The sequence below is a fragment of the Streptomyces sp. NPDC051211 genome (assembly GCF_040689505.1).
GTDB lineage: Bacteria > Actinomycetota > Actinomycetes > Streptomycetales > Streptomycetaceae > Streptomyces.
Genome location: NZ_JBFBAV010000012.1, coordinates 148505 through 164300, shown reverse-complemented (window position 1 = coordinate 164300; position 15796 = coordinate 148505). Strand labels below are relative to the sequence as shown.

The window sequence follows — 15796 nt, the reverse complement described above, 5'->3', positions numbered from 1 at the left end:
CCCAGCAGGGTTCGCATCGCGCACGACGAGGGTGCTGGGGGCGTGTCCGGCACGACGGCGGGATGGTGCGGGAGAGCGCGAGAGGGCGGCAGCCCCTCCCGGCCCACAGCCCGCAGCCGTCCGCCGCGGGCTTGCCAGAATGACGCCGGAAGGACAACGTCAGGCACGGCCGCCCAGGGCACCTGGTGGCTGCGGGCATCGTTCGAGAAGGAGGCCTACGGTGATCAGGGTCTTGGTACAGGAGCCGCTCCCACGGCCGGAACGGGTCCAGTCAGGACACTGGGACGCCATCTCCGACGCGTACCAACGCGTCGGGCGTGCGGTTGAAGCAGAAGACTTTGCACTTGTCGTTGGGGCGGCCAAGGAGCTGACCGAGTCCGTAGCCCGGGTCACCATCGCAGCGAACGGCGAGGTCTATGCCGACAACGCTTCGTACAGCGCGCTTCTCAGCGCGGCGCACCGCATCGTCGCCCATGCCATCAGGGAAAACCTGCCGCCGAACGACGTGCTGCGGGCGATACCCGACAACGCGCGGAAGATGGCTACGCAGCTCGCGGAGGTGCGGAACCGGTACGGCACCGGCCATGGTCGCGCCGACATCCACAAGGTCACTGTGGAGGTGGCTGAGGCGTGCGTGCATGCCGCTCCGGTGTGGATTCGATGGGTCCTGGCGCGTCATACAACGGTGTTCTTGGGCAATGTCACTCAGCTCGTCAGCGATCTCGAAAGGGCCAACTTCCACAGCGGGGAACTCGCGGAGCGTCTGGAAGCGGCGAACATCCTCGGTCTGAAGGAGCCGGAGCAACGGCGCCTCGGTGTTGCGGTCGGTCGGCGCACGGCTAACGAGACGTGGACCGTACGGATCGATGGTGTCCGAGCCTGCTCGACGAACCCGGACCGGTGGCCTGACGCCTACCGGACAGGCGTCATCGAGGGGCTGTTCATCAACCGCGACAACCAGGTCGACGCGTACCCCGCGGCCAGCGCGGACTGTGCTGCCGAGCTCTTGCAGCACCACACCGATCCTGCTGCCGTGCTCGCGGAACTTCGCCCGCTTTTGGGGTCCGCGTCCTGGTCCTTCCGCTTCCAGGGGCGACACGCGGATGTCATCCAGTCCATGCGGGATGCGCTGCCGAAGATGCCTGCCGACGTACGCCCCATGTGGAACGAAATCGCCGACACCCTCTCCGCGCACGCGCCGGATCCGGCGTCTTGAGCAACGAGGCCCCTACCGCGGGCGCTGGCCGTAGCCCGCTACTGCTCTCCAGCGTGCTGAATCGCGGCCAGCCACCCGGCCATTAAGTCCTCAGCCGAGTCCAGTTCTCCGGGGCGGCGGAAGACTCCAGCCATGTGCTCAATTATGACCTCATTGAGCTGCTCGCTGAGGTGATCGAAGAAGGGTTCCAAGCAGAAGCTGAGAACGTTGGCCGCCTCGACCTTGTTGAAGCTTCGGGCTGCTGTGATCGCAACTTCGCCCAGGCCCAGCTCGTCGATTTTGGCCCGGATAGCTTGCTGACCGGGGGTGTCTGGTCGGCCCTGCCAATGCCCTCGGAAAGGGTCCTCCGGGGTAGCTGCGTCAGCGAAGAGCTTCACGGTCCGGGATGTCATGTGGAGCTGGCGGCCGATCGCCCTCCGGCTGAGCCCGGCGGCCAGCAGTTCGTGGACGGTCGTGTGCTTGGCGCGGGTGCGGTCGGCGAAGCGGTGGCCGGTGGGCCAAGGCGAGCCGGTCGGGTCTTGGGCCTTGTCAGGCTCAGGGGCTGCCTGGGCAGGATCGTTGCCAGAACCCGGAGGCAGCCCCGGTGGTCGGCGACGCATCGCTCGGCGGCCTCGCTCAAGTTGTGCCAGAGATGCCACCTGTCCGCCACCTGCACCGCCTGGGGCGACGGTGGCGCCTTCGGCGAAGAACGGTGCGCGATCGCGGCAGACCACCTCGATCCCTGGCCGTTTCGCGAGCCAAGCGGCCAGGCTGGATGCCTCCCGATCGGGCACAGGTCCACCGGCCGCCGGCTTCCCACGTCGACCAGGATGGTCCCGTAGTTGCGACCCTTTCGGGTCGCATACTCATCGACCCCGACCACCCGTGGAGCCGGAACCTGAGGGTCGGGCAATGCCTCGACCAGCCGTAGCACTGTGCTGCGGCTGACGGGCACTCCGTACTCTGGCCAGCCGGGCACCGGCCCGGCCGGCGAGCGCGAGGCCGACCGCGGCCAACGTCGACCGCAGCCGCTCGGTCCGCCTGCCATAACGCCGGGTCAACCCTGGCAGCTGTTCCGCGAATCCGGCGTCCGCACGATGACCGGGCAGAGGAACCTGCGGACGCGTAAACAGAGTGCGACCCGCCTGCCGCCGCTGGGCACATCAGCGGGGTCAGCCATACCCACCCAGGACGGGACAATTCCGGGCAGCTTCGCCAGGGCTCGCTCGATCACCGTCACTGAGCGTGCACGCTCCACGGAAAGTGAGCCAGAACCTGAGAACGGACAGCACGGGACCGGTTGCCTCGGGACATCGATACAGCGGCAGGCGCCGAGATTGATCTTGATCTGATGGGACAGGTCGGGGCGGGCCGAGGTCCAGGTCGCCGAGCTCCTGGGTGACGTGTGCCCAGATCAGCCTCAAAGGGGCCACGGGATGATCTTGAAGTCCTGAAAGGTGAGCCGGAGTGCGCTGGAAGCGTCTCGTGCGTTCGGGTGGCGGGGTTCGCACCCTCGCTGGGGCGGTGGTCGTTGGTCGGCTGGGGGCTGATCAGCGAGGAGGTCCGCCGTGGAGTGGATCAACGGGCAGCGCGAACAGCTCCACCGGGGTGAGTGGCTCCGCCGCGTGTTGAGGGTCCGGGCTGAGGCCGCCCTCGCCCGGCGTCTGGGACTGCCGATGGGCAGCGGCGGGGCTCACCCCTCATGGCGCGGTGACCTGGGCCTCGTCGTAGTCTGCGACCATGACTGACACCTCGACGCCGACTCCCGCGCAAGCCTTCGAGATGCTGCTGGCCGGCAACCAGCGATTCGTCTCGGGAACACCGGAGCACCCCAACCAGGACGCCGCACGCCGCTCCGAAATCGCACCGGCCCAGAATCCCTTCGCGGTGCTCTTCGGTTGCTCCGACTCCCGCCTGGCCGCCGAGATCATCTTCGACCGGGGGCTCGGTGACTTGTTCGTGGTCCGCACTGCGGGCCACGTGACCGGGCCGGAGGTGCTGGGCAGCATCGAGTATGGGGCGAGCGTGCTGAACTGCCCCCTGGTGGTGGTGCTCGGCCACGACTCGTGCGGTGCGGTCGCGGCCACCCGTGCGGCGGTGGAGGACGGGGTGGCCGCGCCCGGGTACGTTCGGGACGTCATCGAGCGGGTCACGCCGAGCGTGCTGGCCGCCCGCGCCGCCGGGCTGACCGAGGACAGCGACGTCATTGCCGAGCACGTACGGCACACCGTCGACCTGCTGCTGGACCGCTCCCGGGTGCTCGCCGACCAGGTGAAGGCCGGACAGACTGCCGTGGTGGGCCTGTCCTACCGGCTGGCCGACGGCAGCGCCCACCTGGTCACCACCCGTGGCCTCGACGTCACCGCCGACTCCGCATCGTGACCGCAGCCCGCCGGCCGTCGCACAGCCACGTCATGCCGCGCACGGCTGACGGAGCCGGTCACGCTCCTGTCCCGTGCCTCGTGCCGGCTTGGCCCTTGCTGCGGACTGCGAGGGGTGCCACGGGTGGGGAACCGTGATCACTGTCGAGGGGCGTTGCCGGTGGACGAGGGCCGGGGTCCGGCGGCGCGGCGGAGCCTGTTGGCGATCGCGAGTCCCAGCCCCTCCTCCACCGGCAGGGACGCGACGATGAGGTCGCACCCTTGCTGGTCGAGTTTGCGCAGGAACCCGTACAGCCCGCGGGCGTAGGCGGCCATCGAACCGGGGAGGGCCACCACGGCGTGCGCCTTCACCTGAGCGTCGGCGAAGGAGGCAGGGAGAAAGACGCCGACCTGGTGCCCCAGCTCCTGCGCGAGCTCCGCTTCGGCGACGACCTTCTCGGGCTCGACGAGGACGACCCGCGCCCGCGGCGCGTAGTGGGACGGATGCTGGCCCGGCACCCGGACCCGGCTCGCCGTAGGGACCGCAAGCGGATACCCCAGCACCGCTTCGAGGTCCTCGCGCGTCACCCCGCCGGGCCGAAGGACGCTCGGGGTATCGCCCGTGGTGTCGACGATGGTCGACTCGACGCCGACCGCGCAGGGCCCGCCGTCCAGCACGAAGTCGACGGCATCGCCGAGCTCGGCACGGACGTGGTTCGCCGTGGTGGGGCTGACCGAGCCGAAGCGGTTGGCGGACGGGGCCGTGACACCGCCGCCGAAGGCCGACAGCAGCGCGAGTGCAACGGGGTGGTCGGGCACGCGCACGGCCACCGTCTCCAGGCCACCCGTCGCTTCGAGGGGCACCCGGCGACCGCGCCGCAGGACCAGCGTCAGGGGCCCCGGCCAGAAGTGTTCGGCCAGCAGGCGCGCGGTCGCGGGCACGTCCTCGACCCAGTCGTCCAGCTGCTCCGCGCCGCCGATGTGGACGATCAGCGGGTGGGAGGGTGGACGCCCCTTGACTTGGAAGATCCGCCCGACGGCGGCCGGGTCCTCGGCGTTGGCGCCCAGGCCGTAGACGGTCTCGGTCGGGAAGGCCACCAGGCCCCCGGCGCGCAGCACACCGGCTGCCTTTTCGATGTCAGTGGTTCTTGCCATCACCCTCGCAATCCTCTCACTGATCCCGCTCTCCACCTTCCGTGGTCTCGTCGGCACATGAGAACGAACCAGGGCATGACCCACGTACGTCAGAAACCCGCCCGGGATGATCTTTGCTGACTACTCGGTCCCCGTGGAGCGGAGGACCTGGTCCTGGAGACGTTGTCGGAGGTGGACCACCTCGGGCGAAAGTGGATCGCCCGGGCGGCGAATGCGGGCCCGGCGGGAGGGCGGGCCCGGCGGGAGGGCCGGCCGACCATGATCATCCTCACCGGCCACTGTACCGATGTTCCCCAAGGCCGTGGGACGGGCGACGGTGCGGGCACCGTCGCCCGTCGCCCGTCAGCTGGTGCGGGTCGGTTTGGGTAGCAGGAGCATCAGCGCCCACATCGTGATGAGTGTGCCGATGACGTACCAGAGGCTGTCGGTGAAGGCGGTGCTCACGGCGGGGCCGCGGGTACCGGCGCTGATGTGGGTGAAGAAGATGACGGTGGTCAAGGCGGTGCCGAGCGCGATGCCGAGCTGGGTGGCGGTGTTGAAGAGGCCGGAGGCCGATCCCGCGTGGCGGTGGGCGACCTTGCCGAGGGTGAGGTCGGCGAGAGGGGCCCCGATCATGCCGAGGCCGAAGCCGACGGCGAGCATCGGGGCCGCGGCGAGCGCGGTTCCCATGCCGGTGCCTTGGGCGGTGATGAGGTGGTGGTAGCCGACCAGGGTGGCGGCGGCGAGGAGGGCTCCGGCCCGGGGCACGGCTCGTCCGTAGCGGGCAACGAGGCTCATGGCGAGCCAGGCGCCGCCCATCTCGCCGAGTGAGGCGGCAACGAAGCCGACGGCGGCCTGGCCCGGGGTGAGGCCGAGGCCGTTCTGCATGAACAGGACCCAGGACAGGAAGAAGACGCCGGACAGGAGGCCGAAGGCCAGCTGTGTGGCGAGCCCGGCACTGAAGGTGCGGCCGGTGAAGAGGGAAAGCACGACCAGGGGGGAGCCGTCCTTGCGCATCTTGGTCTTCTGCTGGACCAGGAACACCGTCAGGACGAGCAGGCCGGCGACCATCATCGCGAACGTCCAGAGGGGCCAACCGTGTTCGCCGCCCGTGGTCAGCGGGAGCGTGATCAGCAGCAGGCCGAGCGCGGACAGGAACATGCCGAGCGGGTCCAGGCGCCGGGCGGTGCGGTCGTGGGACTCGGGAAGGAAGCGTCGGCCGAGGATGACGGCGGCGATCCCGATGGGCAGGTTGATCAGGAAGATGGGCCGCCAGCCCAATCCGAACAGGTCGGCCTGGGTCAGGACACCGCCCAGGACGGGGCCGATGACGCTGCCGAGCGACATGACGGTTCCGTACAGCCCGAACGCCTTCGCCCGGGAGCCCTCGTCGAAGGTGACATGCAGGGTCGCGAGGACCTGCGGCACCATCGCCGCGGCCGCCGCGCCCTGGAGCACCCGGGCGGCGATCAGCAGGTCAGGACCGCTCGCCATCCCGCACAGAAGCGATGAGAGCGTGAAGACGGCAGTACCGGCCAAGAAGATCCGCCTGCGGCCGTAGAGGTCGCCGAGCCGGCCGCCGGTAATCAAACCGAGCGCGAAGGTCAGGACGTAGGCGGCGTCGATCCACTGAAGGGCCGCGGTGGTGGCGCCGGTGTCGGCGGCGATGGAGGGAAGGGCGGTGTAGACGACGGAGCCGTCGAGCGCGTTCATCAGCTCTGCGGTCAGGACGACGGCGAGCGTGATCGCCCGCGCACGGCCGGCTGTGGATCCGGCGCGCAGCGGGCTGCTGGTGGTCTGGTCGGTGTCATGCGACACGGGAGGAAGACTCCTGTTCCGGTGGTGGTCGGGGATACGGGCAGGCCGGGCCGCGTACGCCGACGGCGCACAGGAAGAGCAGGAGCGGGCCCAGGCCGAGGAAGGGGCCGCCGTCGATGCCGACACGTCGGTACGACACCGCGAGGGTGCTGTCCGTGCCGGAAAGGGGACGGCTATCGGGCCTGGGAGATACGTCATCACCTCACATCGACGACCGGCGGAACACGTCCGCCGAGGGGAAGGGATCAAGGGAACAGGGGGAGGAGCCGGGCCGCGGAGCACACTCAGGCTCCGGGGTCGGCGGCCCCGCCCCGCACGGGGTGGGGCCGCCGACGGTGGTTCAGGCGGCCTTGACCGCCTTGGGCAGCCGGAACATCAGCGCCCACATCACCGCGAGAGCGGCGATGACGTACCAGATGCTGCCCGCGAACGCCTCGGTCACGGTGGTGCCGTGGCTGCCCGCCGGGGCGTGGTTGAAGAACACCACGGAGGCCGTTGCGATACCGAGTGCGGTACCGAGCTGCATGGCGGTGTTGAACAGTCCCGCCGCAGAGCCGGCGTCCTCGTGGCCGACCTGGCTGAGGGTGAGACCGGCAAGACCTGCGCCGACCATGCCGAAACCGGCCCCGACGAGGATCATCGGAGCAACGGCGGCCACGAACGGCATCCCTGTCTGCTGGGCGGAGACCAGCAGCTGGTAGCCGGCCAGGGTGCAGGCGATGAGCAGCGCCCCGGCCTGCGGTACGCGCCGCATGTGGGCGCCCGCCCACTTGGAGGCGAGCATCGCGCCGGCCATGCCGCCGATGGAGATGGCGACGGACGCCGGAGCGAACTGCCCGGGGGAAAGTCCGAGGCCGGACTGCATGAACAGCACCCACGTCAGCAGGAACACGCCGGAGACCAGGCCGAAGACCAGCTGGGCGGCGAGCCCGCCCGAGAACGCCTTGCTCTGGAAGAGGGACAGCGCGACCAGGGCGGAGCCGTCCTTGCGGGTCTTCGCCCGCTGCTGGGCCACGAATGCCGCCAGCACCAGGGCGCCCGCGACGAGCATGACGAAGCTCCACGTCGGCCAGTGCTTCTCGCCGCCCGCGGTGAGCGGGTAGGCGAGAAGGAGCAGGCCGGTGCTGGAGAGCAGCATGCCCAGTGGGTCAAGACGCCTGGCCTGCTGTTCGCGGGACTCCGGGATGAACCGGAGGGCGAAGAGTAGGGTGGCCAGGCCGATGGGCAGGTTGATCAGGAAGATCGTCCGCCAGCCGAGACCGGCGATGTCGGCAGAGGTCAGGGCGGCGCCGAGGACCGGGCCGAGGACGCCGCCGAGCGACATGATCATGCCGTACATGCCGAACGCCTTGGCCTGCGACTCACCCTGGAAGGTGACCGCGATGGTGGCCATGACCTGCGGCACCATCGCGGCTGCCCCGGCGCCCTGAAGGGCCCGTGCGGCGACCAGGAACTCCGGGCCGGTCGCGATCCCGCAGAGCAGCGAGGCCAGCGCGAACAGGGCGGTGCCGGCGATGAAGACCCGCTTGCGCCCGAAGAGGTCACCCAGGCGCCCGCCCGTGATCAGGGCGAGGGCGAAGGTGAGGGTGTAGGCGGCGGGGATCCACTGCACCGCGGCGCTGGAGGCACCGGTGTCCGCCTGGATGGAGGGCAGGGCTGTGTGGACGATCGAACCGTCGAGTGCGTTCATCAGCTCGGCGATCAGCACCACGACCAGGATGATCGTGGCGGCACGGCCGGCCCCTGCGGGGCGCGGATGACCGTGGGTATGGGTGTCGGTTGACACGAGGAATTCCTGTTCGCGTACAGAAGGAAGAGGGGGCAGGGGCAGGCCTGGGCATACCCCCGCGCGCGAACAGCGCGACAGGGAAAAGCAGGGTGCAACGAGCCCAGGCCATCAGGGAGCACCGCCGTCGAGGCATGCGTCGGAAGCCCGCCATCGCGGACAACCGGAAAGAGCCTCGGAACGAGCGGCTACTTACTTGGCCTGGGAAATACGTCATCACCTCGAAACACAGCGCCGGGCCCCGGAACGGGCACCGACGGAACTGCCACAGGTTAGAAGCCCCCCGGACGCCTGTGCAACGCAATTTCTCATCCAGGCCCGCCCGGACCCGAGCGCGCCGCCAGCCTATAGGAGCCGAGCAGAACCATCATCGCCCTGCGGTACCGCACCGAACTCGTGCTTCCCCGCCGCACGACTTGCTGCAGCTTCTGCCCCTCCTGCTCGGTCAGCCTGCGGACCCTGACCGGTGCTGCCATCCCGCCTCCCCATGCTGGTCGAAGATGCCTTCACCTCCAACCAGTACAACGAGCAACCCGGCAAACGTTGCCGGTCACAGCACTAGCCTGCCGGGCAGCGTCGAGGAGCAGGACAGTGAAGCGGGCGATGGACGTCGTCAAGGTCGGCGACCGGCTCCGGTTCGACGACCGGATCCACGTCCTGGCCGGTCTGGACGGGCCTCGCTGCCGGCTGCTCGCCGAGGAAGACGCCAGCGTGCAGGTGCTGCTGCTCACCCAAGTGCTCGGGGCGCAGGACTTCGACGTCCTGGACCACCCCCGCTCCACGCGCCGGAAGGTGCCCGCACACGGCCCGCTGGACGGGCTCGACCCCGCGGTCCGGGAGAAAGCCCTGGCATGGGAAGGGGCCACCGGAACCTGAACTGGCCTTCCTCCACCAAGGTGCTGTACCACCTGACCGGCCGCTACCTGGCCGCAGCCACCGCCGAGCGGTTCGCACCGCACCAAGACGTGCAGCGGATAAGAGGGACTGCCCGGCGTGCCTGAGCCCGGTCCCCGTGCGGGCACGGCGTTGCGCGCACTACACCGAGGAGCGGTCGCCTGTACCCACGGCGCCGTAGCACCCGCATGAGTCAGTCGACCAGCCACGCACGCGTGCGTGAGCCTGCTCGCGCCCTCCTACGCGACGAGTGGATCTTTCGTACAGAGTGGAGAGCGCCCACGTCGAGGCCGCCCGTTTCCTCGCGGGCACTCGTTGCCGTGCTGAGGAGTGGGTGCTCGAAGGGTGGGCAGGCGCGCCTTCGGAACGGTTATCCGATCGATTGACCAGGAGGAGCCTTGAGTGACTTCCAGGATGCGAGCCGCCAGGACGAGAGCAAGGCGACGGCGGTAGCGCACACCGTTCAGGACAAGGCGGGCGAGAGTGCCTCGCTGGTCGGGGGCAAGGCCGCCGAGGTGGGCGGTACGGCCAAGGAGCAGGCGGCCAACGTGGTCGGTGAGGCCACCGTGCAGGCCCGGGACCTCGTCGGGGAACTGCGCACGCAGCTGACCGGGCAGGCCGAGACCCAGACGCAGCGCCTGGCGGAGAATGTGCGTCGGCTCTCGCAGGAGCTACGTGAGCTGGGTGAGAGCGGCAAGCCGGACTCCACTGTCGCAGGCATGGCCCGTCAAATAGCCGACAGCGGCCACCAGGTGGCCGCCCACATGGAGAAGCGCGGTCCCGACGGGCTGGTCAGCGACCTGCAGAACTTCGCTCGCCGTCGCCCGGGAGTCTTCCTGGCGGGCGCCGCTCTGGCCGGTTTTGTAGTTGCGCGCGCCGGCAAGGGAGTCAGCGCCGCCGCTTCGTCCGAAGCGGGCTCCGATGGCTCGGGCGACCGGCGCACGACGGCTGCGGCAGGTCAGCGTGCTGACGCTGGTGAGACCGGTTACGCGGGGCTTCCTACTGCTGACCGTAGCGGTATTCCCTCGGGTTATGAGGACCCCCTCGACACCTACGGCCAGTCCCAGCCTCCGCACGTGACTCCGGCCCCGCCGGCCTACCCGCCCGCGAGCTCACCGCCCTACGGTGGCCCCCCGCAGCGGCCCGGGGAAGGGATCTGAGCATGGCCCTCTCCTCGCCCGAAGGCCCCGCGGCGCCGGCGCAAACGCCGCCAGCGGCTTCGGACCCGTCGATCGGTGATCTCATCGGCGAGATCAGTCAGGATTTGTCCCAGCTGCTGCGTGACGAGATCGAGCTGGCGAAGGCCGAGATCAAGCAGGAGTCCGCAGAGGCCGGCAAGGCAGTCGGCATGCTGGGCGGCGCCGGTTACGCCGGACATCTGGTGCTGCTGCTGGGCAGCCTGACCGTCGTCTTCGCCTTGGCCAACGTCATGGACATCGTCTGGGCGGCCCTGATCGTCACCGCGCTGTGGGCTGTGGTGGGCGGGGTGCTGTATGTGACGGGTCGCAAGCGCCTGCGCGGCGTCAACCTTAAGCCGGAACAGACTGTGGAGACCTTGAAGGAGGATGCCCGATGGGCACGACACCCGACGAGCTGAGGACCGACGTGGAGTACCGGCGCGCGCACCTGGCGCGCAACGTCGACCGCTTGGCGGACAAGATGACTCCCCGCAAGGTCGCCCGGCGCAAGGTCGACTCGATGCGCCACCGGGTGAGCGGAGTGAAGGAGCGTGTGATGGGCACGGCACACGATGCGGCACAAGGCACCTCCGGGAGCCTGCACCAGGCCACGGACAGCATCGCGGATACGGCCAAGGAAGCTGGCAGCAACGTCCAGGAGGCCCTCCAGCAGGCCCCGACGCAGATCAGACGGCAGACCCAGGGCAGCCCGCTGGCCGCCGGACTGATCGCTTTCGGCGCCGGCATGCTCGCAGCCGCGCTCCTGCCGACCACCGAGGCCGAAGAGCGTGCGGGACAGCAGCTGCGGGAACACTCTGACGAGCTCCTCGAGCCCGTCAAGCAGACAGCCCTGCAGGCCGCCCAGGAAGTCCGCGAGGAGCTGAAGGAGCCGGCAGCCGAAGCCGTGGAATCGGTGAAGAGCACAGCCGAGGAAGCCGTCGCGGCCACGACCGAGCATGCGCAGAGCGCCGGCCAGGAGACCGCCGACGGGCTGCGCCAGGTCGGCCGGGACACCGCTGATGAGGTACGCGAAACTCCCGGTACACCGAGGCCGCCTGTGCAGTGAAGACCAAGCGGGCACCGGCGTGGCTCCAGGGATCTGCTTTCCTGGAGCCACGCGCGTCAGTGCGAGCGGAACGGGCGGGCCATGGCCACGACATACAGTGAAAACCCGGGTAGCCGCCCTCGCCCGTTGGTGGGCGATTCCCCCACCCCGCGCACGGCGTCGACGCGGCGCCAGCAGCGCACAAAGCCGTTGGCGCCGCACCGCACCCCCGCTGCGTTGGAACACTCGTGATCACACGTCCCCGGTGGGGGCGTGAGACCAAAGACCCGCAGGCGAACGTGCTCGGCCTCGCCGATCTTGTTCCCTTCGGTGTCGTAGATCGGGTGGTCCAGCACGGCGGGGATCTGCTCTCGGGTGATCCTGTGCGTTCTCCTTCACGTCCACAGGAGCGGCACCTTTTGCACCATCTTGTAGCGCCTACCCGCGCGGTCCGGTCCAAACGTGCTCTCTCGCATTGTGCCGGGAAGGGAGGCATGGCCTGCGCTGTCATGGAAAGCCGCCAGGTATGGCAGCGAGGACACCGAAATCAGGGCACGGAGACGACCGCGACCGCTTTGACGCGGACCGGGACAACGGTGCGGGTCCGGATGAGCGGGTGGAGGAGCGGGCACCGGACAAGCCCACTGAGCTGCCCAAACGGTCCTGGTGGGCGGTGCTGCGCGGCACCTTCAAAGAGTTCAAGGACGACGAGCTGGCCGACCGGGCTGCGGCGCTGACCTACTACGGCGTGCTGGCCCTCTTCCCGGCCCTGCTGGTCCTCGTGTCCCTGCTGGGTATCGCCGGGGAGTCGGCGACCAAGAAGGTCCTGGACAACCTCCAGAAGCTCACCCCTGGCTCGGCGCGTGATGTGATCAGCGGCGCGGTGCAGCAATTGCAGGGCAATGCCGGTGTCGGCTCGATCCTGGCGATCGTGGGCCTGGCTGTCGCGGTGTGGTCCGCCTCCGGGTACGTGGCCGCCTTCATCCGCACCTCCAATGCCGTCTACGACATGCCTGAGGGCCGACCGGTGTGGAAGGTGCTGCCGCTGCGTCTGGGCCTGACCGTGACGCTGATGATCCTCGCCGTCGTCAGCGCGCTGATCGTGATCTTCACCGGCGGGCTGGCCCGGCAGGTGGGCACCGCCCTGGGGGTCGGTGACAGCGCGCTGACGGTGTGGTCGATCGTCAAGTGGCCGGTCCTGGTTCTCCTGGTCACGGTCATGATCGCGCTGTTGTACTGGGCTGCTCCGAACGCCAGGGGACGCGGGTTCAAGTGGGTGACCCCGGGCAGTTTCCTGGCGTTGCTGATCTGGATGATCGCCTCCGCCGGTTTCGCGTTCTACGTCGCGAACTTCGCCTCCTACAACAAGACGTACGGCACCCTCGCCGGGGTGATCATCTTCCTGGTTTGGTTGTGGATCACCAATATCGCCGTGCTCCTGGGACTGGAGTTCGACGCGGAGATGGCCCGACAGCGGGCGATCGCCGGCGGCCATCCCGAGGACGAGGAGCCTTACGTCCCGCCGCGGGACACGCGGAAGTGGAGTGACGAAGACCGCCGCCGGATGGAGTGATCACGGTCCCGGACGGCCCTGGTGGGGAGCTGCTGACCATGAGACTTCTGGCGTCCGTGCGCGCGGGCGAGAACGGGCTGACCAAACGCATGGCGTCCTGGGATTCGGTCTGGGCGCGCGGCCTGCTGCCACCGGTGGAGGATGCCGCCGAGCACACGAAGCTGTGGTGGGCTGCCGCCGCTCTCATGGTGGCCGGGGGCGGATGGAGGGGCCGCAGGGCCGCGGTGGCGGGCGTTGCGGGGATGGCGGTGGCGCAGGTGCTCTCCAACGGGGTCGCGAAGCAGCTCGTCGAGCGCCGCCGGCCCCCGAAGGAATGGTTCCCGCACGAGGATGTCGAGGACCGGCCGGAGAGCTCCTCCTTCCCCTCCGGGCACACCGCCGCGGCCGTCGCGTTCACTGCCGCCGTCGCTCCGACATGGCCGTGGGCGGGCACCGCGTGCGCCGTGCCCACGGTTTTGGTGGCGATCGAGCGGGTCCACAGCGGCGCGCACTACCCCTCCGACGTCGCCGCAGGAGCCGTCATCGGGCTGGCGGCGGCCGCTGTGGTGCGGGCCGCGCCGCGCCTGCTGCTGCGCCACCTCGGATGAAGCGCCTGCCGCTGGCGGGGGTGCCCGGCCTGAACGGCATCGACCCCGTCAAACGCAACGCCGACGCCCCTATCCAGGACACCACCGGCACGAAAGAGCGACAGCTGACGGCGCCCCCGTTTACTTTTTCGTGGCTCCGCAATGGGGCCTCCGGCCTTCGGGTCCGGCATGACTTCCCCCCTTGTTGTTCATGATCCGGGGGGGTGGTGTCACCGGGCCCGGAGGCATCGACGGACCGCTGAGGAGGGGCTTGAGCACCGGTTTCACCCGAGCCGGAAGAGCTCTCCGTAACGTGGATGTGGCAGCTCGGTGCCCAGGCAAGGCCGGACGAAAGCGTGATGGAGGAGCCTGCACGTGATCGACACCGGCGACATCGACGTCTTCCTCGGCCTGGACGTCGGCAAGGGCGAACACCACGCGTTGGCCCGTCTGGCCAACTACGCCACTCGGGTTTCGCGCCCGTTGTGCGACTCAGTGCGCTCCGGAACCGCGCGCCGACCTGTGTGGCGTTCAGTTCCCGACCCGGACTACGTGGAACCGGGCCTCCTGCAACCGCGGCGCCTGACCGGCTCTCCGAGCAGGTTGGTCAGTTCCGCCTCGACGGCGGCGAGCAGCGAGGGCCCCCAGGCGGTCAGTGTCTGTTCCCAGGGGTGGCCGAAGGTGCCCAGGCGGAGGTCGTCGGTGAGGTGGAGGTAGTGGTCGTCATTGTGGCAGGTGCCCTTGCCGGGTCGGGACGGTCGGCCAGGGAGGTCGGTGCTGCGGGGGTCGTAGCGGTAGCCGTCGTGCTGCCAGTCGAGCCAGTAGACGAATTCCCCGGGCTCGGTGGCGGTGAGCAGTCCGCGCTGGACGATCGCGTCGATCTGTTGGGGGATGTGGGACGGGCCGGTAGTCGGAGTGCAGGTGCCAGACGGCGGAGGGTGCCGGAGGGGTGATCGTGGGGAGGGAGGGGGTGCTCGGCTTGAAATAGAAGTTCGTGTAGATGCGGTCCCACAGTGGTCCGTCGTCGTGGAGCCAGTCGAGGAACTGCGCGGGGCGGCTGGTCTCGGGGAGGCCGGTCGGCGCCAGTGGTAGGAGCGGACGGTGGCGGCCTCGGTGAAGCCGGCCACTGCCCACCGCCCACCGCCCACCGCCCACCGAAGTCCATGCGCCGCTTCCTGCGGATCAGTCCTCCAGGCCGCCAACAACTGGCGCAGTCGACAGGCGTACCACGCTGTCGCGGCGCACACCGTCACGTAGATGACGACGCCTTGGAGGGCAAAGTTGCCATAGTGCAACTCCCACTGCCCGCCCCAGGTTCGGTGCCGAACAGGGGGTTCTTCCAGATGTACGGTCGGACCTGGGCGACGAGTCCGCCCAGGCACTGGGCAGCGATGTACAGGGCGGTGAACTCCCCGATGCGCCGCAGCCAGGCTCGTCGGTCGGATCGCATCAGGGCGCGGACTCCGGTGAGTGCGTTTCCGGGCTGCCACCGCTGGCCCACGGGGGCGATGCGGGCGCAGACCGCGGGCATCAGGACCTGCGACCCTGGGGCGCGAGAAGTTGACTGGTGATGCCCGGGACGGCACTGCGGCCTCGGGGGCGGACGACGGGGAGCAGGGCGACGTCCTCGGCGGAGTACAGCGGGACCGTGGTGACGCCGCCGTGGTGCTTGTAGTCGATCTCAACGGATCCGGTCGGGGCGATCCAACCGAGCCTGATGACCTGATCGAAGACGACGCGGCGGACGCCGAGGCGGCGGCGGCCTGGTCCGGGCCGAGGGGGACGTGCCGGTCGAGCAGGGCGGGCAGGTCCCGGCGGCGCGCGAGGGCGGCCACCTGGTCCGGATGGACGTCGGGGAACTCGACGTCCCCGCCGAGGCGGACCAGCAGGCCGGCTCGGGCGAGGTGCCCGACCGCCGAGGCGGTCACCCGCGGCCGGCACCGCAACGGCGCCCCCAGAGCTTCCGTCAGCCGGTCCGCCGCCACCCCGGCCCCGATCGGGCCCCGGAGCGCGGCCCGCACCTGCTCCGGGTTGGCAGCCTCCACCGCCGCCCGGGACCACAGCCCCGGGCCGGCGTCGGCGGCCGGGACAAGGCCGGAGCCGGCCGCCCACCGCCAGGCCGCAAGGGGCACCCGCAGCCGGCCCGCGGCCTGGTTCTCGTCGTACTGCTCCCGCACCGAACGCGCCATGAATCGCACTCCGATCGCACATCGGCGGCCCGACCATCGAGCCGCGCCGGAAACATGC

Annotated in this window: 13 protein-coding genes and 2 pseudogenes; 8 read left to right on the top strand and 7 right to left on the bottom strand. The window is 69.7% G+C overall.

Annotated elements, in window-relative coordinates; translation table 11 throughout:
• Window positions 1-220: 220 nt before the first annotated feature.
• Window positions 221-1216: an abortive infection family protein gene (locus AB0447_RS15185; RefSeq protein WP_366477081.1), complete on the top strand. Its 996-nt coding sequence runs from the start codon at window positions 221-223 to the stop codon at window positions 1214-1216.
• Window positions 1217-1254: 38 nt separating this feature from the next.
• Here the strand turns inward: AB0447_RS15185 and AB0447_RS15180 are convergent, their stop codons facing one another.
• Window positions 1255-1989: a hypothetical protein gene (locus AB0447_RS15180; protein ID WP_366477080.1), complete on the bottom strand. Its 735-nt coding sequence runs from the start codon at window positions 1987-1989 to the stop codon at window positions 1255-1257.
• A gap of 946 nt (window positions 1990-2935) precedes the next feature.
• Here AB0447_RS15180 and AB0447_RS15175 point away from each other — a divergent pair.
• Entirely contained in the window at window positions 2936-3577 is a 642-nt protein-coding gene (locus AB0447_RS15175) for a carbonic anhydrase (RefSeq protein WP_366477079.1), read from the top strand.
• A 137-nt stretch (window positions 3578-3714) separates the two neighbouring features.
• On the opposite strand, the gene AB0447_RS15170 is transcribed toward AB0447_RS15175, so the two are convergent.
• From AB0447_RS15170 to AB0447_RS15155, 4 genes and pseudogenes are all read right to left on the bottom strand, one after another.
• Window positions 3715-4710, bottom strand: coding sequence for an L-threonylcarbamoyladenylate synthase (locus tag AB0447_RS15170; RefSeq protein WP_366477078.1), 996 nt, complete (start codon window positions 4708-4710; stop codon window positions 3715-3717).
• A gap of 342 nt (window positions 4711-5052) precedes the next feature.
• Window positions 5053-6507, bottom strand: coding sequence for an MFS transporter (locus AB0447_RS15165; RefSeq protein WP_366477077.1), 1455 nt, complete (start codon window positions 6505-6507; stop codon window positions 5053-5055).
• A 340-nt stretch (window positions 6508-6847) separates the two neighbouring features.
• Entirely contained in the window at window positions 6848-8293 is a 1446-nt protein-coding gene (locus AB0447_RS15160; protein ID WP_366477076.1) for an MFS transporter, read from the bottom strand.
• Between the two features lie 359 nt (window positions 8294-8652).
• Window positions 8653-8769: pseudogene (locus tag AB0447_RS15155) on the bottom strand (IS630 family transposase); the annotation flags it as partial.
• Window positions 8770-8884: 115 nt separating this feature from the next.
• On the opposite strand from AB0447_RS15155, the gene AB0447_RS15150 reads away from it, so the two are divergent.
• The 6 genes from AB0447_RS15150 (at window position 8885) to AB0447_RS15125 (ending at window position 13570) form a co-directional block, all read left to right on the top strand.
• Window positions 8885-9169: a hypothetical protein gene (locus AB0447_RS15150; protein WP_366477075.1), complete on the top strand. Its 285-nt coding sequence runs from the start codon at window positions 8885-8887 to the stop codon at window positions 9167-9169.
• A gap of 416 nt (window positions 9170-9585) precedes the next feature.
• The gene (locus AB0447_RS15145; protein ID WP_366477074.1) at window positions 9586-10347 is read left to right on the top strand and encodes a hypothetical protein; all 762 of its coding nucleotides are present in this window, start codon (window positions 9586-9588) and stop codon (window positions 10345-10347) included.
• Window positions 10348-10349: 2 nt separating this feature from the next.
• The gene (locus tag AB0447_RS15140) at window positions 10350-10784 is read left to right on the top strand and encodes a phage holin family protein (protein ID WP_366477073.1); all 435 of its coding nucleotides are present in this window, start codon (window positions 10350-10352) and stop codon (window positions 10782-10784) included.
• Window positions 10760-11431 (top strand): DUF3618 domain-containing protein, encoded by a 672-nt coding sequence (locus AB0447_RS15135; protein WP_366477072.1) that lies wholly within the window; start codon window positions 10760-10762, stop codon window positions 11429-11431. The genes AB0447_RS15140 and AB0447_RS15135 overlap by 25 nt, the downstream gene beginning before the upstream one ends.
• 505 nt (window positions 11432-11936) lie before the next feature.
• Window positions 11937-12983, top strand: a complete 1047-nt coding sequence (locus AB0447_RS15130; protein ID WP_366477071.1) for a YihY/virulence factor BrkB family protein — start codon at window positions 11937-11939, stop codon at window positions 12981-12983.
• A 38-nt stretch (window positions 12984-13021) separates the two neighbouring features.
• Window positions 13022-13570 carry a phosphatase PAP2 family protein gene (locus AB0447_RS15125; protein ID WP_366477070.1) on the top strand — a complete coding sequence of 183 codons (549 nt, stop codon included), beginning with the start codon at window positions 13022-13024 and terminating at the stop codon, window positions 13568-13570.
• 527 nt (window positions 13571-14097) lie between these two features.
• On the opposite strand, the gene AB0447_RS15120 is transcribed toward AB0447_RS15125, so the two are convergent.
• Entirely contained in the window at window positions 14098-14430 is a 333-nt protein-coding gene (locus AB0447_RS15120; RefSeq protein WP_366477134.1) for a DUF2716 domain-containing protein, read from the bottom strand.
• Between the two features lie 34 nt (window positions 14431-14464).
• Window positions 14465-14683 (bottom strand): annotated as a pseudogene (locus AB0447_RS15115) (DUF2716 domain-containing protein); the annotation flags it as partial.
• Window positions 14684-15796 lie beyond the last annotated feature (1113 nt).